The sequence below is a fragment of the Aliarcobacter lanthieri genome (genome assembly GCF_013201625.1).
Taxonomy (GTDB): Bacteria; Campylobacterota; Campylobacteria; order Campylobacterales; family Arcobacteraceae; genus Aliarcobacter; species Aliarcobacter lanthieri.
This window is the reverse complement of sequence record NZ_CP053839.1, coordinates 554,854-573,340: the sequence shown is the minus strand read 5'-3', so window position 1 is coordinate 573,340 and position 18,487 is coordinate 554,854. Positions and strand designations below refer to the sequence as shown.

18 protein-coding genes are annotated in these 18,487 nt (G+C 27.1%); 4 read left to right on the top strand and 14 right to left on the bottom strand.

Features of this window, described 5'->3' with window-relative positions; genetic code table 11:
- The first annotated feature begins 90 nt into the window (after positions 1-90).
- On the top strand, positions 91-825 hold the full coding sequence (cobA, locus tag ALANTH_RS02855) for a uroporphyrinogen-III C-methyltransferase (RefSeq protein WP_026807432.1): 735 nt from the start codon (positions 91-93) through the stop codon (positions 823-825).
- A 2-nt stretch (positions 826-827) separates the two neighbouring features.
- Here cobA and ALANTH_RS02850 read toward each other — a convergent pair whose 3' ends face one another.
- From ALANTH_RS02850 to ALANTH_RS02840, 3 genes are read right to left on the bottom strand one after another with little or no spacing between them, the layout of a single operon-like run.
- A complete protein-coding gene (locus tag ALANTH_RS02850; protein WP_026807431.1) occupies positions 828-1,397 on the bottom strand; it encodes a precorrin-2 dehydrogenase/sirohydrochlorin ferrochelatase family protein in 570 nt (189 codons plus the stop codon).
- A gap of 11 nt (positions 1,398-1,408) precedes the next feature.
- Positions 1,409-2,335, bottom strand: coding sequence for a ferrochelatase (hemH, locus tag ALANTH_RS02845; protein ID WP_026807430.1), 927 nt, complete (start codon positions 2,333-2,335; stop codon positions 1,409-1,411).
- Positions 2,322-2,918 (bottom strand): ATP-binding cassette domain-containing protein, encoded by a 597-nt coding sequence (locus tag ALANTH_RS02840; protein WP_026807429.1) that lies wholly within the window; start codon positions 2,916-2,918, stop codon positions 2,322-2,324. The genes hemH and ALANTH_RS02840 overlap by 14 nt, the downstream gene beginning before the upstream one ends.
- A gap of 147 nt (positions 2,919-3,065) precedes the next feature.
- On the opposite strand from ALANTH_RS02840, the gene ALANTH_RS02835 reads away from it, so the two are divergent.
- Positions 3,066-3,356 (top strand): c-type cytochrome, encoded by a 291-nt coding sequence (locus ALANTH_RS02835; RefSeq protein ID WP_026803342.1) that lies wholly within the window; start codon positions 3,066-3,068, stop codon positions 3,354-3,356.
- 44 nt (positions 3,357-3,400) lie between these two features.
- Here the strand turns inward: ALANTH_RS02835 and ccoS are convergent, their stop codons facing one another.
- Positions 3,401-3,622 carry a cbb3-type cytochrome oxidase assembly protein CcoS gene (gene ccoS / locus ALANTH_RS02830; protein ID WP_026803341.1) on the bottom strand — a complete coding sequence of 74 codons (222 nt, stop codon included), beginning with the start codon at positions 3,620-3,622 and terminating at the stop codon, positions 3,401-3,403.
- A gap of 3 nt (positions 3,623-3,625) precedes the next feature.
- Entirely contained in the window at positions 3,626-6,058 is a 2,433-nt protein-coding gene (locus ALANTH_RS02825; protein WP_026807428.1) for a heavy metal translocating P-type ATPase, read from the bottom strand.
- A gap of 83 nt (positions 6,059-6,141) precedes the next feature.
- Here ALANTH_RS02825 and ALANTH_RS02820 point away from each other — a divergent pair, with 83 nt between their 5' ends.
- Positions 6,142-7,761 carry an EAL domain-containing response regulator gene (locus ALANTH_RS02820; RefSeq protein WP_026803339.1) on the top strand — a complete coding sequence of 540 codons (1,620 nt, stop codon included), beginning with the start codon at positions 6,142-6,144 and terminating at the stop codon, positions 7,759-7,761.
- On the opposite strand, the gene gmk is transcribed toward ALANTH_RS02820, so the two are convergent.
- From gmk to ileS, 9 genes are all read right to left on the bottom strand, one after another.
- The gene (gmk, locus tag ALANTH_RS02815) at positions 7,758-8,381 is read right to left on the bottom strand and encodes a guanylate kinase (RefSeq protein WP_029888286.1); all 624 of its coding nucleotides are present in this window, start codon (positions 8,379-8,381) and stop codon (positions 7,758-7,760) included. The two genes, ALANTH_RS02820 and gmk, sit on opposite strands and share 4 nt — an antisense overlap.
- 2 nt (positions 8,382-8,383) lie before the next feature.
- Positions 8,384-9,163: a hypothetical protein gene (locus tag ALANTH_RS02810; protein WP_026807426.1), complete on the bottom strand. Its 780-nt coding sequence runs from the start codon at positions 9,161-9,163 to the stop codon at positions 8,384-8,386.
- Complete coding sequence (locus ALANTH_RS02805; protein ID WP_051583576.1) at positions 9,160-9,843, bottom strand: ABC transporter ATP-binding protein; 684 nt, start codon at positions 9,841-9,843, stop codon at positions 9,160-9,162. The genes ALANTH_RS02810 and ALANTH_RS02805 overlap by 4 nt, the downstream gene beginning before the upstream one ends.
- A 40-nt stretch (positions 9,844-9,883) precedes the next feature.
- Complete coding sequence (tsf, locus tag ALANTH_RS02800; RefSeq protein WP_026807424.1) at positions 9,884-10,930, bottom strand: translation elongation factor Ts; 1,047 nt, start codon at positions 10,928-10,930, stop codon at positions 9,884-9,886.
- Entirely contained in the window at positions 10,930-11,724 is a 795-nt protein-coding gene (rpsB, locus tag ALANTH_RS02795; RefSeq protein WP_026803334.1) for a 30S ribosomal protein S2, read from the bottom strand. The genes tsf and rpsB overlap by 1 nt, the downstream gene beginning before the upstream one ends.
- Positions 11,725-11,935: 211 nt before the next feature.
- Positions 11,936-13,219 (bottom strand): UDP-N-acetylmuramoyl-L-alanyl-D-glutamate--2,6-diaminopimelate ligase, encoded by a 1,284-nt coding sequence (locus tag ALANTH_RS02790; RefSeq protein WP_026807423.1) that lies wholly within the window; start codon positions 13,217-13,219, stop codon positions 11,936-11,938.
- The gene (locus tag ALANTH_RS02785) at positions 13,197-13,793 is read right to left on the bottom strand and encodes a hypothetical protein (RefSeq protein WP_026807422.1); all 597 of its coding nucleotides are present in this window, start codon (positions 13,791-13,793) and stop codon (positions 13,197-13,199) included. The genes ALANTH_RS02790 and ALANTH_RS02785 overlap by 23 nt, the downstream gene beginning before the upstream one ends.
- Positions 13,794-13,796: 3 nt before the next feature.
- A complete protein-coding gene (locus tag ALANTH_RS02780) occupies positions 13,797-14,072 on the bottom strand; it encodes a NifU family protein (protein ID WP_026807421.1) in 276 nt (91 codons plus the stop codon).
- Positions 14,073-14,194: 122 nt separating this feature from the next.
- Complete coding sequence (ileS, locus tag ALANTH_RS02775) at positions 14,195-16,921, bottom strand: isoleucine--tRNA ligase (RefSeq protein WP_026807420.1); 2,727 nt, start codon at positions 16,919-16,921, stop codon at positions 14,195-14,197.
- Between the two features lie 197 nt (positions 16,922-17,118).
- Here ileS and ALANTH_RS02770 point away from each other — a divergent pair, with 197 nt between their 5' ends.
- The gene (locus ALANTH_RS02770; RefSeq protein WP_026807419.1) at positions 17,119-18,474 is read left to right on the top strand and encodes an FAD-dependent oxidoreductase; all 1,356 of its coding nucleotides are present in this window, start codon (positions 17,119-17,121) and stop codon (positions 18,472-18,474) included.
- Positions 18,475-18,487: the final 13 nt, after the last annotated feature.

Sequence of the window (18,487 nt, the reverse complement as noted above, 5' to 3'; positions counted from 1 at the left end):
TAACAAAAAAATTGGCAAAATTATTCAAAATTTAAGATAAAAAAAGCCTTTAAATGCTAAAACTCTATAAAATTATAAAATTGAGAGAATATGAGAAAAGTATATTTAACAGGAGCGGGACCAGGAGATATTGAACTTTTAACTTTAAAAGCCTGTAAAGTTATCAAACAAGCAGATATCATAATATATGATAAATTAGCAAATCCTGATATTTTAAAAATGGCAAAAGATGGTACAGAATTTGTATTTGTTGGTAAAGAATCAGGAAAACATATAATTCCACAAGATGAGATAAATGAAATAATATATCAAAAGAGTTTAGAATATGATGTTGTTGTAAGATTAAAAGGTGGAGATCCTTTTGTATTTGGCAGAGGAGGAGAAGAAGCTCTTTATTTAAAACAAAGAGGTATAGATTTTGAGATAATACCTGGAGTTACTTCTAGTATAAGTGTACCTGCATATGCTGGAATTCCTGTAACACATCGAGGAATCACTTGTTCTTTTAGAGTTGTAACGGGTCATGAAACTCCAGATAAAGGTGTTTGCCAAATAGAATGGGAAAGTTTTAAAACAAATGAAACTATAGTTTTTTTAATGGGGCTTCATAATATTAAACTAATAACTAATAAATTAATAGAAATTGGTAAATCCTGTAATACTCCATGTGCAGTGATATCAAATGGGACAACAAAAAACCAAAAGGTTATAACTGGAACATTAAAAGACATAGTACAAAAATCAAAAAATATGCCTACTCCTGCAATTATAATTGTTGGAGAAGTTGTACGGTTAAAAGAAGAACTAGATTGGTTTAAAATATAAAGTTAATTTTTTTTCCAAGAGTTGATGTAATCTTTTACTTTTTTATCAAAAAATTGCATTCTTTCTTTCCCTTTGGGAAGAGAAGTTCGTAAAGATTTTAACTCTTTTAAAAAATCATCTATATTATCTGGAATAATTTTTAAAAGATATTTTTTGAAATTTTTAGCAAAAGCAGGAGAACTACCACTTGTTGATATAGCAATTGTCAAATCTCCTTTTTTTATATATGAGGGAAATATAAAGTCACAATATTTTTGTAAATCTACACAATTACACAAAATATTGTAATCTCTTGATTCGAAATATATACTTTCTTGTAAATCAAAATCATCAACTGCCACTATAACCATGTCAAAATTTTTTATATCAGTTTTTTCATACTCTTTTTTAAAATAAATTAAATTATTTTCATCTATCAAAGTTTTTATTTCAGATGAATATTCTTTTGCTATTAAAGTAATATTTGAAGAAAAGTTTAGTAGATGTGATAACTTTTCAAAAGCAATATTTCCTCCACCAACAATCAAAATCTTTTTATCATGAAATTTTAAGAAAGCAGGAAAATAAGCCATAATATACTTCTTTAATTTATAATATTTTTGATAGTTTCTATAAATTCATCACTATCATTTACACATTTACAAACTTTATACTCTTTTATACCTAAATTAGTTGCAATATGTCTATATTCAATATCTAATTCAAAATCTGTTTCAGAGTTATCCACTATAAAAGATAGTGGATAGATGATTACATTTTCATCTTTAAAATTTTTTAGCATATCTTCTAAAGATGGTTCAAGCCATTTTAAAGGTCCTACTTTAGACTGATATGCAAGATTTATAGATTTAAAAAATCTATCTTTTTCTTCTAACTTTTGTTTTAAAATCTCTATATGTTCTATCATCTGCTTTTGGTATGGATCTCCATTATCTACTATTTTTTGAGGAAGCCCATGAGCTGAAAATATAAGATTGTACTCTTTTTCATTTATAACATTATTCAAAATCTCATCTACTATACAATTATTAAAGCTTTCATTTTTATAAAAATCATATATTACTCTTATTTTAAAACTATTTTTTTCATACTTTAAAAAATCTTCTAAAGATGATTTTGTAGTTGTTGTAGAGTATTGAGGATATAAAGGAAGAAGTATCACCTCATCTATTCCATCTTTTTTCATCTGTTCTATTACTGTTTTAGCAAAAGGTGGAGTATATCTCATAATTTGGTAGGTTTTAAACCCCTCTATTTTTTCATTGCATTTTTTTACAAGTTGTTCTGTAAGAGGATTTATAGGAGAGCTATCCCCTATTTTTTCATAATTTTTCCAAGCACTATCTAATCTTTTACTAACAATCATTGAAGCTACAACTTTTCTTATTAGAGCACTCTTTATTGTTAAAATATTTTCATCATTAAACATATTTGTTAAGAACATTTTTAATTCATTTTTATTTCTAGCTCCACCCATATTTAGTAAAACTATTGCTTTATTTTTTTGCATCTTCCAACCTTATAATCTTATTACTGCACCATTTTGCCATATCAATATCATGAGTTACAAGCAAAATAGCACAATTATTTAATAGTTTAATTAAAAGTTTCATCACATCATAAGCTATTATATTATCAAGTGCACTAGTTGGTTCATCTACCAAAAGCAAATCTGGTTCTTGTAAAATAGCCCTCAATATAGAGCATCTTTGAAGTTGTCCACCACTTAACTCATAACTTTTTTTATGTAAAAGTTCTAAATTTAAACTTAATTGTGGCAAAACATTATTTAGTTCTTCTTTAAAATCTTTTTTTACAACATCTTTAATTTGTTCATAAATAGTATAAGTAGGATGAAAAGAGTTAAATGGATCTTGAAATATCATTGCTATTTTTGATTTGATTATTGAACCTTTTTGTGGTTTTAAATTTCCTAAAATAAGTTCAAAAAGAGTTGTCTTTCCACTTCCACTTTTTCCAAAAATAGTTACAAGTTCCCCTTTATTCAAAGTTAGGTTAAAATCACTATAAATTGGGCTATCTTTTTTATAATAAAAAGATAGATTTTTAATATCTAAAACTGTATTTTCCAAATGAATATCCCTTCTTTTTAATCTTCACAATAATTATACAATAATAAGTAAAACTTCTAATTGTAATAGCTTGGAATATATAGTTATTAAGCAAATCAACAAGAAAAGATTGATAGAATTCTTTTCCAAAATTTAAAGGAGTTTAAAATGAAAAAAATAGTTCTAGCAACTGTAGCAATGGCTGCTTTCGCTCTTGCAGATGCACCTGCAGCGTATGCAACATGTAAAGCCTGTCACGGGGTAAAAGGTGAGATCAACATTACTACTCAAAGTAAATCTCATGTTCCTGCTAGCCAAACTAAAGCTGAAATTGAAAAAGCTTTACATGGTTATAAAGATGGATCTTATGGTGGTCCTATGAAAGCTTTAATGAAAGGTCAAGTTGCTAAATTAACTGACGCTGATATCAAAGCTTTAGCTGAATATATGGGTAAATAATTTTTATATTATTTTAAATATACTTTAGTTAAGAGAAAGGGGATTTACTCTTTCTCTTTTTTTTGTTCTTTTTTTGCTTCTTTTATAATTTTTTCTTTTTTTATTGCATCATTTAAGTCTTCAACACTATCAAAAAGTAGTCCATTTGTCATCTTTGAAGCATCATCAAATTGTCCTGATTTTGCTCCCCAAATAAAGAGCATTAACATTCCTGCAGATATTATTAATCCTACAATTAACATAAAAAATAGAGTGTCATCAATCATAATTTATTTTAATCCTTTCTTTATTCTTAGTGAATTTAAGATTACAATAAGTGAACTTAAACTCATTGATAGTGCTGCAAAAAGAGGTATCACATAACCTAATATTGCTAATGGGATTGTAACTGCATTATAACATAAAGAAAAAATCAAATTTTGTTTTATATGTTTATATGTCTTTTTAGATATTATGAAAGCATCTTTTAAAGCTTTTAGCTTTGAGTTCAATAATACAATATCAGAAACACTCAAAGAAACATCAGCAGAATTACCCATAGCAATAGAAACATCACTTGTTGCTAATGCTACACTATCATTTACCCCATCTCCTACCATTACAACAGTTTTTCCAGATTCTTTTAGCTCTTTTATATAGTTTGCTTTTGATGTTGGAGTTTGTGAAGAAAGAAATTTATCAATTTTTAAATAATTTGATACTTTTTTAGCTACAAATTGATTATCGCCTGTTAGCATAATAATTTCAATTTGTTCTTTTTTTAGATAATTTATTAATTCTTTTGCATCATCTTTTATATCATCTTCAAGTTCAAAAATGGCAATAACTTCCTTATTTATAGCAAAAATATATAAGCTACTATTTGTTTCAAATTCAAAATCAATTCCAAACTCTTTTAATAGCTCAATATTTCCACCCAAAAGCTCTAGATTTTCAAAAGAAGCAGTTATTCCTTTTGCCTCAATATTTTTTATATTTTCTAAAAATAGTTTTTTATATGTAGTATTTTTTTCTAAATACTTTTTAACACTTTGGCTAATTGGATGATTTGAACTATCTACTAAAGAAAATAATAGACTTAAATTTCTTTCATTTTTATCAATAAATGTTGCATTTACGATACTTAATGCACCTTTAGTTAAAGTTCCAGTTTTATCAAAAACTACAGTTGTAGCATTTGCAATTGTTTCTATAAATTTTGCTTCTTTAAAAAGTAATGATTTTTTAGCCAATTGTGAAATCCCTACTAGACTAGCCATAGGAGTAGCCAATGCTAAAGCACAAGGACAAGCAATAATTATTACAGATACAGCAACCATAAATGAACGTTCAAACTGATTTACATCTGCAAAATAAAACCCTAAATTAAGTCCTAAGAAATACCAAACTAAAAATGTAATAAAAGCAACTGTTAATATTGTAGCACTGAATTTTCTTGAAATCTTATTTGCTAAAGATTGTATTTTTGGTTTTGAATTTAGAGAGTCTTCAAGTAGAGTAACAATAGATGAAAAAGTTGAATTCTTAAAATCTTTTATAACTTCAAAATGCACTAAAGAGTCTAAATTTATAGTTCCACTATATAAGATATCTCCTTCTTTTTTATATACAGGTAAACTTTCACCTGTCAAACTTGACTCATCAAAACTTGCACTTCCAAAGATTATTTTACCATCAACTGGAACTTTGTCTCCAGTTTTCACTTCAATAATATCACCTATTTTTACACTATTTAAAGCAACTACTTTTTTTTCACCTTTTTCTATAATAGTTGCTTCTAAAGGAAGAGTTGATTTTATCTTATCAAGTGTATCAACTGCTGATTTTTTACCTATAACTTCAAGATATTTTCCAACTAAAACAAAGGTAATAATCATAGCAACAGAATCAAAATAACTCTCACCTTTTGTAAAATGAAATAAAACAGCCATAGAATATGTATAAGTTAAAGTTGCTCCAGTAGAAACAGCTAAATCCATAGATACAATCTTATTTTTCAATCCAAAATAAGCACTTTTATAAAATACCCATCCACTGTAAAATAACACTGGAGTTGTTAATATAAACTCTGCAAAGTGTATCATCTCTTTTACTTCATTGCTCATTCCAGTAAAAAAGCCTGTATATTTTGCAACACTTAACATCATAATATTCATAGTGCATACAACAGCAACCATCATTCTTATAAAATAATCTTGTTTTGCCCTATTTGCTTCAATATCAGCTATACTAGAATCATAAGCATAAGCGTTATATCCAATAGAACGAATTTTTAAAATAATTTGTGATAATTTGATAGTATCTTGATTAAAAACAATTTTTGCTTTATTTGTTGTAAAATTTATATTTGCTTCAATTATTCCTTTTGTATCATATAAAACTTTTTCATTCAACCAAACACAAGCAGCACAATGAATTCCTTCTAAGATTAAATCAATTTGTAAAAATCCATCTTTTGTTTGTGTTGTGTAGTTATCTAAAAAGTTTTGAGAGTCAAATTTATCTAAATCAGCATTTGAGACTTCAATAGGAGGAGCTAATTTTTTATTTCCAAGTTTCTCATAAAATGATTCTAATCCATCATTTTTTAAGATATGATAAACATTTTGGCAACCATTACAGCAAAAATTCAAATCATTCTCTTTTATCATTATTTCATCATCGAATGATAAATGACAATGATTACACTCAACTTTTGGCAAAAAACACTCCATTTTTATTAATATTAAACTTCTTATTAAAAATTTTGTGTATTATATCCTAATAATTTTCAAAGAGTGGTTTAATGAATAACGATATATCAAATCTTAAAAATATTACAGTTTTATATGTAGAGGATGAAAAAGATTTAAGAGAGATAACATCTTCAATTTTACAATCCTTTACAAAAAAACAATTTATTGCATCAAATGGACAAGAAGGTTACAACATTTTTTTAGAAAATGAATTAGAAATAGATTTAATTATAACTGATATAAATATGCCTATTTTAAATGGTCTTGATATGGTAAAGAAAATCAAAGAGATAAATAAAAAAGTTCCTATTATAGTTACAACTGCATTTTCAAATAAAGAGTATTTACTTGATGCAATTGATATTGGTGTAGATAAATATGTTTTAAAACCAGTTGATATTTCAAAATTGTTACAAGCAATGGCTCAATCACTAAATTATCATGAATTAAAAGATTTATATACAGATGCTTTAACAAATCTTTCAAATAAAAATAGATTAAGAAAAGATTTAAAAGAATCAAATTCTGAGTTAATGGCGATGTTGGATATTGATGATTTTATAGCTATAAATGATCTATTTGGAGAAGATATAGGAGACAAAATTCTAAAGGAATTTGCTCATAAAATGAGAACTTTTTTTAATCTTGATGAAAATTTATTATATAGAATTGAATCTGATAAATTTGCAGTTGTACCCAAAAATGCTATAGAAGTTGAAAAGTTTTTTAGTATTTGTAAAGAATTTTTAGAAAAAATAGAAAGTGAAATATTCTTAATAGATGATAATGAAATTGATGTAAATATAACAATTGGGATTGCAAAAGGGGAAGGTCCAAAGGCATATAAATATACAAAAAGAATTATAAGTTATGCTAGAAAAAAATGTCAAAAAATAATGCTGTATGATGATTCATATAATATTCATAAATCTTTTGAAGAAAATATCAAATGGATTAAACAGTTAAAACAAGGGTTTAAAGACGATTTATTAAAAGCATATTTTCAACCTATAGTAGATACTCAAACTAAAGAAATTGTAAAATATGAAGCACTAATAAGGTATATATCACCTGAAGGTATTGAATTTGGTCCTTATAGTTTTTTACATATTGCAAAAAAAACAAAAATGTATTCTAATATTATTAAAGTTGTTTTAAATGACTCTTTAAAACTATTTAAAGAAAAAAACAAAAGAGTATCAGTTAATATTTCTTATGATGATATTTTAAATGAGAAGACTACAAAATATATTTATAGTTTTTTAGAATCAAATAAAGACTTTGGTCCAAGCTTGGAATTTGAGATACTTGAATCAGAAGAGATTTTAGATTTTAATATTGTTTCAAAGTTTATTGAAAAAGTATCTTTTTATGGCTGTAAAGTTGGAATTGATGATTTTGGAGCAGGATACTCAAATTTTCATCTTCTTTCAACATTAAATATAAGTTTTATAAAAATTGATGGTTCTTTAATAAAAAATATTCATCAACAAAAAGATTTTGAAATTATTGTAAAAACAATTTCAAATATTGCAAAAGAGTTCAACATAAAAACTGTAGCAGAATTTGTTGCAAATGAAGATATATATAACAAAATAAAAGAATTAAATATAGATTTATCTCAAGGCTATTATTTTAATCAGCCTTTAAGTTATGAGCAAATTGACTAATTAAGCCAATTTGCTACTATTTCTTCTTTTTCAAAAAGCTTTGCTTTAGCTCTTGCAATACTTGCAATAGATAATATATCTTTTGTAGCTTTATGAAAGTTTTCATTTACTATTAAGTAATCATAATCTGTAAATGATTCTATTTCTATTTTAGCAGTTCTTAATCTCTTTTCAATCATTTCTACAGAATCCGTATCTCTACTTATTAATCTTTGCTCAAGTATTTTTAAAGTTGGTGTTGTAATAAAAACAGAAGTTATTAAAGAGTTTAATTTTTCTCTTAGTATTTTATGCCCTTGCACATCAATATCAAATATTACTAATTTACCTTCATTTAAAGCTTCAACTATTGGTTTTAACTTAGTTCCATAGTAGTTGCCATGTACTTCTGCCCATTCTAAGAAATTTCCTGCTTCGATATCTCTTTCAAATTCTTCTTTACTTACAAAAAAGTAATCAATTCCATCTTCTTCAACTTCTTCTCTTCTTTGTCTTGTTGTTGTTGAAATAGAGAAAAAATAATTTGGTATATTTTTATAAATTTCTCTAAGAAGTGTTGATTTTCCACAACCACTTGGTCCTGAAATTATTAAAATCGCACCTTTAACTTCATTTATCATTTTTACTCCTTTAAAGATATTTTTATATCAACAGTTTCGCCATGGCTTAATTTATCTATTAAATCTTGATTTAATTTTGTTAAAAGTGGTTTTATATCATCTATTTTAAATTTACTTAAAACTAAATGATATTGTTTATCTTCATTTAACTCAAACTCATACTCTTTAACTTCATCTAATGCTTCATCAATTATTTGTGAAATATCTTTCCAATCTTCTTCTTTTATACCATTTGTATTTTCATCTTTTAAAATAGTATTTATTTTAGATAATTCACTATTATCTAAAACTCCACCTCTTTGTAGTGCACTCAAACTTACTATACTTTCATCATCTTCTTCTATAGAATCTTCTTCAAAATCAAATTCTATATTATCATCCAAATCTTCATTAATAAAATCTACAATTGGATTTACGATATCTTCTTCATCTTCATGGATAAAATGTGATAAATTTATACCATCCTTTTGTTCTTCTTTTATTATTTCTATTTGTTCTTTTAATAAACTTTCAAGTTTTGTTGGAAGAAATGGACGTGGGATCAAAAAATCTCTTGGCTTATCAAAAGATAATTCTTCTGCACTTATTGCACCAATTTTTTGTGCAAATCTTTTTATTTTTATAAATTTACTATCTAAAAAAGGTTGATCAATGATTATCAAATCATATTTTGATGAAACACTATTTGTATTTTGAATAGTAAGTTCAATTTTCAATCTTTTACATACAAGTGCAAAAATATGCTCTATTATAGCTGTATTACAAATCAAAAGTAATTTCACTTTATAATCTCCCTCAAACTTAACTCTTCAAGTTTAAATACTCTATCACATCTAAAAGCTAGTTCATGTTCATGTGTAACCAAAATAAGCCCTGCATCATAATTTTTTATATATTCAAATAAAGAGTTTATTACAATATTTGCTGTATCTTTATCTAGATTTCCCGTTGGCTCATCTGCAAATATAATCTTTGGTTTTTTCATTAAAACTCTAGCAATTGATAATCTTTGTTGTTGTCCACCACTTAGTTCTCCAACACCTTGATTTATTGTATGTTCAATCTTTAAATTTTTTAATAAATCCATATCTAAACTATTTTTACTTAAAAGTGTTGCTATCTCAAGATTTTCAGCTGCACTAAATCCTCTAAATAAATAGTGTGCTTGAAAGATAATTCCAAACTCATCTCTTCTTATTTTTAGTAAATCATTTTGTTTTAATTTATAAATATCTTTACTTTGAAAAACAACATTTCCAGCAGTTGGCTTTAAAAGTGAAGATAGGATATTTAAAAGTGTTGATTTTCCACTTCCACTTGTCCCAATAATTGCAATAGATTCTTTTTTTTGTAAGTTTAAATTTATATTTTTGAAAAGCTCATAATCAAAATTATGTGATATATTTTTAGCTTCAAGCAAAGTTGATGCAAGGAGTGTATCCTTTTTGAAATTTTCACTCATTGCATACCCTTTTTATATTTTCATAGTCAAAAGAACTATGTTATTTTCCCATTTGTTTTGCAACTTCAGCTGCGAAATCTTCTTCTTTTTTCTCGATTCCTTCACCAAGTTCAAATCTTACATAACCAGTAATCTCTATAGAAGAATCAACTTCTGCAATTGCTTGTTCAACTGTTTGTTTATCATTCATTACATAAGCTTGAGATAAAAGTGCATATCTTGTATCTAATTGAGTATTATCTGTGATAAATCTTTCAATTTGTCCAGGGATAATATTTGCCCAAATTTTTTCTGGTTTTCCAGCTGCTCTTAACTCTTCTTCAAATCTAGCTTTTGCTGCTGCAATAGCTTCATCTGTTAATTGAGATTTAGAAACAAATTCTGGAATTTTTTTCAATGGTTTTTTTAATCTTACTAACTCATCATTTTCAGCTTCAATTTCAGCTCTAATAGCTTTATTTTCACTTTCAACGAACTCAGGATCTAAATCTTTATATGAAATAACTGTTGGTTTCATAGCACTTGCATGCATTGCAATATTTCTTAATAATGCAGCAGCTTTATCTTTTACACCATCAGCACATTTTGCAGATAAGATAACTCCAGTTCTTCCAGTTACGTGAACATATCCATTTACAACTTCTCCTTCTAAAGAAGTTAATTTTCTAGCAACTAAGTTTTCACCAATTGTAGCAATTTTTTCTGCTAAGAATGTTGGAAAATCTTGTCCATTGATAGATGAAGAATTTAAAGTTTCAGCATCATTAATATTATTATTTAAAGCATGAGATGTAATCTCTTTTGTTAAATTAATAAAATTTTCATTTTTAGCAACAAAGTCTGTTTGAGAGTTTAACTCTAAAATAACAGCTTTTGTATTATCAGAATTTATTTCAATAGCAACTAAACCTTCAGCAGCAACATTTCCAGCTTTTTTAGCAGCTTTTCCAAGTCCAGCTTCTCTTAAAGCTTGAACAGCTTTATCTAAATCTCCACCAGTCTCATTTAAAGCATTTTTGCAGTCCATCATCCCTGCACCAGTAAGCTCTCTTAATTCTTTAATTAATTGTGGTGTTGCTCCTGCCATTATGCTTCCTCACCTTCAAAAGCCACTTCTTCACCTTCAGCAACTGCTTCAGCTATAAGTTCATCTTTTTCTTCTTGAGAAATTGGTTCTACAAATTCTTCACCATTTGCATCAGCAAGTGCTGCTTTACCTTCATTCATAGCTGCTGCCATTTCATTGCAGAATAAATGAATAGATCTAATAGCATCATCATTACCTGGAATTGGTAAATCAACAACATCAGGATCGCAGTTTGTATCAAGTGGAGCTACAACAGTAATTCCTAATCTTCTAGCCTCAGCTATAGCAATTTTTTCTTTAACAGCATCAAGAACGAACATCATATCTGGTAATTTATTCATTTCTTTAATTCCACCAAGATATAATTCTAATTTTTCTTCTTTTCTAGTAAGCATTAAAGCTTCTTTTTTAGTTAAAAGAGCTAATTGCCCCTCTTCTCTCATTTTTTTAATAATTTCTAATTTTCTAATTGATTTTTTGATTGTTCCAAAGTTTGTTAGCATTCCACCTAACCATCTGTGGTTTACATAAGGCATACCACAACTTTCAGCAGCTTTTTTGATAGTTTCACTAGCTTGTTTTTTAGTACCAACAAAAATCATTGTTTGACCTTCAGCAGCTCTATCTCTAACAACATTGTATGTATATCTGAAATATCTTAATGTTTTTTGTAAATCTATAATATAGATATTTTTTCTAACACCGAAAATGAATTTTTTCATTTTTGGATTCCATCTTCTTGTTTGGTGTCCGAAGTGTACACCACACTCTAATAGGTCTTTCATAGTAACCATGAGTAATTCTCCTTGAATTAATTTGTTTTGTTTTTTTTATACAGGGTTTAGCCTCTGTGTCCCTTAATGCTTTTGCACAACCCGTACAAGGATTGACACATGTGAGGTTCTAATACAAAATTAGAACTGAGATTATATCTAAAGAAAATTAAGATTTGTTTAATTAATTATTGAGAATTAAGTATAGATAAAATATATAAAATTAAAAATTTTATATATTTTTTAATATTTTTAATATTTCTTCTTTATCAGAAAAATGATTTTTTTTATCTCCAATAATTTGTGTTGATTCATCACCTTTCCCAAGAACTAAAACAACACTGTTAGAGTTAGTCATTTCAATAGCTTTACTCAAAGCTTCAACACGATTTTCTTCCACTAAAACATTTGATTTATCATCTATTCCAGCCAAGATATCTTCAATTATAGCTTTTGGTTCTTCAAATCGTGGATTATCACTAGTTACAATAATATATTTTGAGTATTTTTGTGCAACTTGCCCCATAAGTGGTCGTTTTGCACTATCTCTATTTCCACCAGCACCAAATACACAAATTATCTCTTTATTAGGAAAACTTTTTAAAACTTCTTCCATTCCATCAGGAGTATGTGCAAAATCTACAATCACAAGTGGTTTTAAAGATACAACTTCAACTCTTCCACTAACACTTCCAAAGTTTTTTAATATTTTACAAATATCTTCTAAATTTCTATTAGTTAAGATGTGTACCGCACTAATTGAAGCTATAAGATTATATATATTAAAAATTCCCATCATTTTTGAAAAAAATGCATAATTCTTATTTTTGTATAAAAACTCAACTTTCATACCATCTTCAAATTTATATTTATTAACTTTATAATCAGAACTGTTTTCCAAAGAGTATGTAAATGCATTTATAGGATTATATTTTACAACTTTATCATCTATATTTACAAGTTTTTTGCTTTCATCACTTAAAAAAAGATTTTTTATTCTTATATACTCTTCTATAGTTTTATGATAATCAAGATGGTCCCTTGTGATATTTGTATGTATTTTTAAAGCAAAATCTAGTCCTTGAACTCTTTTTTGTTCTATTGCATGAGAACTTACTTCCATAATAAAAAATTCACAATCATTTTGAATGGCTTTCTGAATATTTGCAAAATTTCCAAGTTGTACTGGTGTTGTCAAAGAGTATTCTTCAACTTGAATTTCATTGATAAAAAATCCTCTTGTACCTTGTAAAGCTACTTTATATCCCAAGCTCAATAAAATATTATATATAGTTGTAGCTGTTGTTGTTTTCCCATTTGTCCCTGTTATTCCTATAACTTTTATTGAACTCATATCCATATAATTTTTTAATTCTTCTGCTAAAATAGTTTTAAATCCACCATTAATAGCAATATCTTTATATTGAGTATTTTGTTTTGATATCACAAAAATAGAATCTTTTTCAAGTTCTGCTGTATTGTCTGTAAAAAGTTTATCGTTTATGATTAGTTTCATTTTTCTTCTCTTCTAGTTTTTCATATAGCTTTAAAATCTCTTTATCATACGTAAAATATTCATTAAAACCTTCTAAATAATTATATGCCGTACTACTAAAACCATTATCTATAAGCTTTGTAATAAAATCATAAAAATCTTCTTTTGTTTCAATTGCAACTTTTGTTGAAAACATAATATCTTCAAAAGCAATTTTAAATGAACCTCTTTCTTCTACTAAATTTTTAAAATCTTCATATTTTATTGCTTCAAGTGAATCAACTGCTGAATTATTAAAATCTTTTAATAAGTTCATCATTTTCTCAATATCACCATCATAAGCATTTATCATATCTTCTACATATTTTATTGCTTCATCTAAATTATTGACTTTCATAATTGAAAAATAATCAAATAAAGCAATAGCTTTATTTTCATCTTCTAAAGCTATATCACAAAATATAGGATAAAGTTTATACTCTTTATTTTCTGGGAAATGTGAAGTTAATAAAGAGTACAAAAATAAAGCTTCGTCAAACCTTCTTTGAATAAACAAAGAGTTTGCATCATCTAATAATCTACTCTCATTTACCATTTTTTAATCCTCTAAATAATTTTCTTGTCCTATTGGGACATTTATTATTTTTAAATCTGGATGTATTGCACTTTTTAACTCTTTTTCAACAACATATTTTAAGGTACTTCCACTTGCATTACAGCCAACGCAAGCACCTTTAAGTTGAATATATACTTTTGCATTTTTTATAGCTAATAATTCTATTGCTCCACCATCAGATGCCAACATTGGAGATATTTTTTTCTCAACTATATTTTTTACAGGTTCTTTTAAATCTTCATCTGTAAATGGAAACATATTAATCTCCTTTTTTTTTCTTCTTATTTACTAAATATATACCAATAGCTGTTAGAACTAAAATAACAGCTATTGTTTGAAATATAAAGTTTACTGTAACTTCTTCTTGAAACATCTTATTCCTATTTTAATACTTCTTCACATCTTTGGCAAAGAGTTTCTTCAGCACTTGCTGTAAATTTCCAACATCTAGGACATTTATGCGCTGTTGCTTTAAAAATTTTAAACTCACTATCTTCTATTTTAAAGCTTCCTAAAATTTCAGTTACTTCTTTGTTAGATAATTTACTAACTAAGAACCAATCACTTGCTTCAACTTCATCTAAAGCTATAAACTCTTTAGAATTTGTAGATATCTCTAATTCTAAAGTAGATTTTATAACTTTTTCTTTACTTAAAGCATCTTTTATTTCTGAAAATTTCTCTTTTGCTTCTAAAAAGAATTCTTCATTTATATTTGAATCGACTTCTGGTAATTCAAACTTTTTAAAATCAAAGATATCTTTAGAATCCTCTTTTATAATTGCTGGTGCATACTCTAAAAGTTCATCCATAGTGTAAGTTAAAATACAAGCCATAGTTGAGATAAGTTTTTTAGCAATTAACGCCATAGCACTTTGACTTGCAGTTCTATGGATATCATTCTTATCATCACAATATAATCTATCTTTACAAACATCAAGATATATTCCAGATAAATCTACTACTAAAAAATTATTTAATTTATTTAAACCTTTTGAGAACTCATATGTATTAAAAGATACTTCAATCTCATCAAAAACTTTTTTAGCTTTATTTAAAATCCACTTATCTAAAATTCCCATTTCTGAAATATCAACAATTTTTTCTAAACCATCTATATTTGCTAATAAAAATCTAGCTGTATTTCTTATCTTTCTATAAAGTTCACCATTTTGCTTTAAGATATTATCAGAAATTTTTAAATCACTTTGATAATCACTCATTGCAACCCAAAGTCTTAAAATTTCACTTCCATATTCTTTTAAAACTTTATCAGGAGCAACAACATTTCCTTTAGATTTACTCATTTTCTCACCTTTTTCATCAACAGTAAAACCATGAGTTAAAATTGATTTATAAGGTGCTACTTCACTTGAAGCTAAAGTTGTTAAAAGTGAAGATTGAAACCAACCTCTATGTTGGTCACTTCCTTCAAGATACATATCAGCAGGAAAAGTTCCAGCATCATAGTTTCGACTTCTTAAAACTGCATTTTGTGTACTTCCACTATCAAACCAAACATCTAAAATATCCAAAGTTTTTTCTAAATCTTCAGGATTTAATCCACTTCCTGGATATAAAAGTTCTGAAATTTCTAAATCATACCAAGCATCACAACCTTTTTGCTCAAAAATCATAGCTGTATAATTTAGTACTTTCTCATCAAATATAATTTCATCTGTTTTTTTATTTCTAAAAAATGCTATTGGAACTCCCCAATCTCTCTGTCTTGATATACACCAGTCAGGTCTTCCCTCAAGCATTGCTTTTAACCTATTTTTTCCCCATTCTGGGTAAAATTTTATATTGTTTATAACTTCAAGTGCATTTTCTCTTAAAGTTTTGTTTTTATTCCCATATTTATCATCTATTGAGATAAACCATTGTTTTGTTGCTCTAAATATAATTGGAGTATGTGTTCTCCAGCAATGTGGATATGAGTGTCTTATATCAGTTCTTTTTAACAAAGCACTTCCAAGTTCTTCTAAAATCAATTCATTTGCTTTAAATACATGAAGCCCTAAATATTTATCTGTATCTTTAAATAATTTTTCTCTTACAATAGTTTCATCATATTTTCCAAAAGCATCAACAGGCATAATTACTTCAATACCATATTTAAGTGATACTTTATAGTCATCTTCCCCATGTCCAGGGGCTGTATGAACTGCACCACTTCCTGCACTCATTTCAACATGATCTCCAAAAATAATTATAGAATTTCTGCCATTTAGTGGATTTGTAGCCTTTGTATTTTCTAATTCTTTTATATTTATAGTTTCAACTATTTCACCTTTAATTACTTCTTGTTCTATTAAAGAATGATATAATTTCTTTGCAACTATAAATTTATCACTTGTTTTTACATATTCTTCTTCTGGATTTATTGCAATTGCTTGATTAGCGGGAAGTGTCCAAGGTGTTGTTGTCCAAATAATCAAACTAGCATCAATATTTTGATGTTTAAATGCTACATAAATAGATGGTGAAGTTTTATCTTCATACTCAACTTCTGCTTCAGCTAAAGCAGTCTGTGCCGCCCAAGACCAGTAAACTGGTTTGCTTCTTTGAACTAGTAATCCTTGTTTTGCAATAGCACAAAGTTCTCTATAAATATTTGCCTCAAATTTAAAATCCATTGTTAAGTATGGATTTTCCCAATCTCCAATAACTCCAAGTTTTTTAAACTCATCTTTTTGTATATCCACAAATTTTGTAGCATGATCTCGACATAACTGTCTAAGTTTTGATTTTGGAAGCTCTTTTTTCTTTTCACTTCCAATTTTTTCTTCAACTTTTTGCTCGATTGGAAGCCCATGACAGTCCCAACCTGGAACATATCTTATAGATTTTCCTTCAAAGTAATGAAATTTGTTAATAATGTCTTTTAAAATTTTATTTAATGCATGTCCAATATGAATATTTCCATTTGCATAAGGAGGACCATCATGAAGAGTGAATGACTCACATCCTACCCTATTATGTTTCATTTTTTCATAAACATTGTTTTCATCCCACTTAACATATCTTAGTGGCTCATTTTGTGGAAGATTCCCTCTCATTGGAAAATCTGTTTTTGGAAGCAATAAACTATCTTTGTAATCCATAATATAACACCTTACTTATTCTAAATTTCTTCTTTATTAAATCATAGATTGTATCTAAATATATTTAATATAATATTTAATAATTAACAATTAGTTTACAAATATATAAAAATTTTGGAATAATATTTATCTAAAATAAAAATATTATATGATAGAATCATCTCAAAATTTTGACAAAAAAAGATAGGATAGGAAAAATGAGTGCAAAACACTATGAAGTAATTGTTGTTGGTGGTGGAATTTCTGGTGCAGCTTTATTCTTTGAGCTAGCAAAATATTCTGATGTAAATAGTATCTGTTTATTAGAAAAGTATGATAATCTTGCAACTTTGAACTCTAAAGGAACAAGTAACTCTCAAACTATTCACGTTGGGGATATTGAGACAAACTATACTTTTGATAAAGCAAAAATAACTAAAAGAACAGCTAAAATGATTGAAAAATTCAATCTTATGTATGATTTACAAGATAAAATTATGTTTAAACACCAAAAAATGGCGTTAGGCGTTGGTGAAAAAGAAGTAGAATTTATAACAAATAGATATAACCAATTTAAAGAAATTTTCCCTTATCTAGAACTATGGGATAAAGAAGCTTTAAGAGAGAAAGAACCTCTTTTAGTGTATGCAGATAAAGAAAGAACTAAAGATAGACCAGAACCTATAGTTGCTATGGGAACAAGTGACCAATATACAACAGTTGATTTTGGAGCTATGACAAAAGAACTTGTAAAAGCTGCTCAAAATGCAAATAGTGAAAAAATAACTGATGTATATTTTAATTCTGAAGTTGATGAAGTTGAAAAAATTGGTGATAAATTTAAAGTAACAACAACAAATGGTACAGTTTATACAGCAGATTTTGTTGTTGTAAATGCTGGAGCTCACTCATTATATTTAGCTCATAAAATGGGATATGGAAAACATATGGGTTCTTTATCTATGGCTGGTTCGTTTTATATTACTAATGGTACATATTTAAATGGAAAAGTTTATATGGTACAAAATGATAAACTACCATTTGCTGCACTTCATGGAGATCCAGATATTTTATGCGAAGGTAAAACAAGATTTGGACCAACAGCACTCGCACTATTAGTATTAGAAAGATATAAAGGTGGAAAATCTTTCTTCCAATGTTTAAAAACTATGAATTTTGATGGAAATATTGTAAAAATTTTCTGGGATTTATTAAAAGATAGTGATATTAGAAACTATATATTTAAAAACTTTTTATTTGAAGTACCTGGTATAAATAAAAAATTATTTGTAAAAGATGCTCAAAAAATTGTTCCTTCTTTAAGTGTAGAAGATATTGAATATGCAAAAGGATTTGGTGGAGTAAGACCACAAGTTCTAAATAAAGAGGAGAAAAAATTAATGCTTGGAGAGGCTTCTATAAATCCAGGGAATGGAATTATTTTTAATATGACACCATCTCCAGGGGCAACTTCTTGTCTAGGAAATGCAGAAAGAGATATAAAAGAAGTTTGTAAATACTTAGGAAAAACTTTTTACCAAGACCAATTCTTATCTGACTTTACAGAACAATAATATTAAAAGGGCT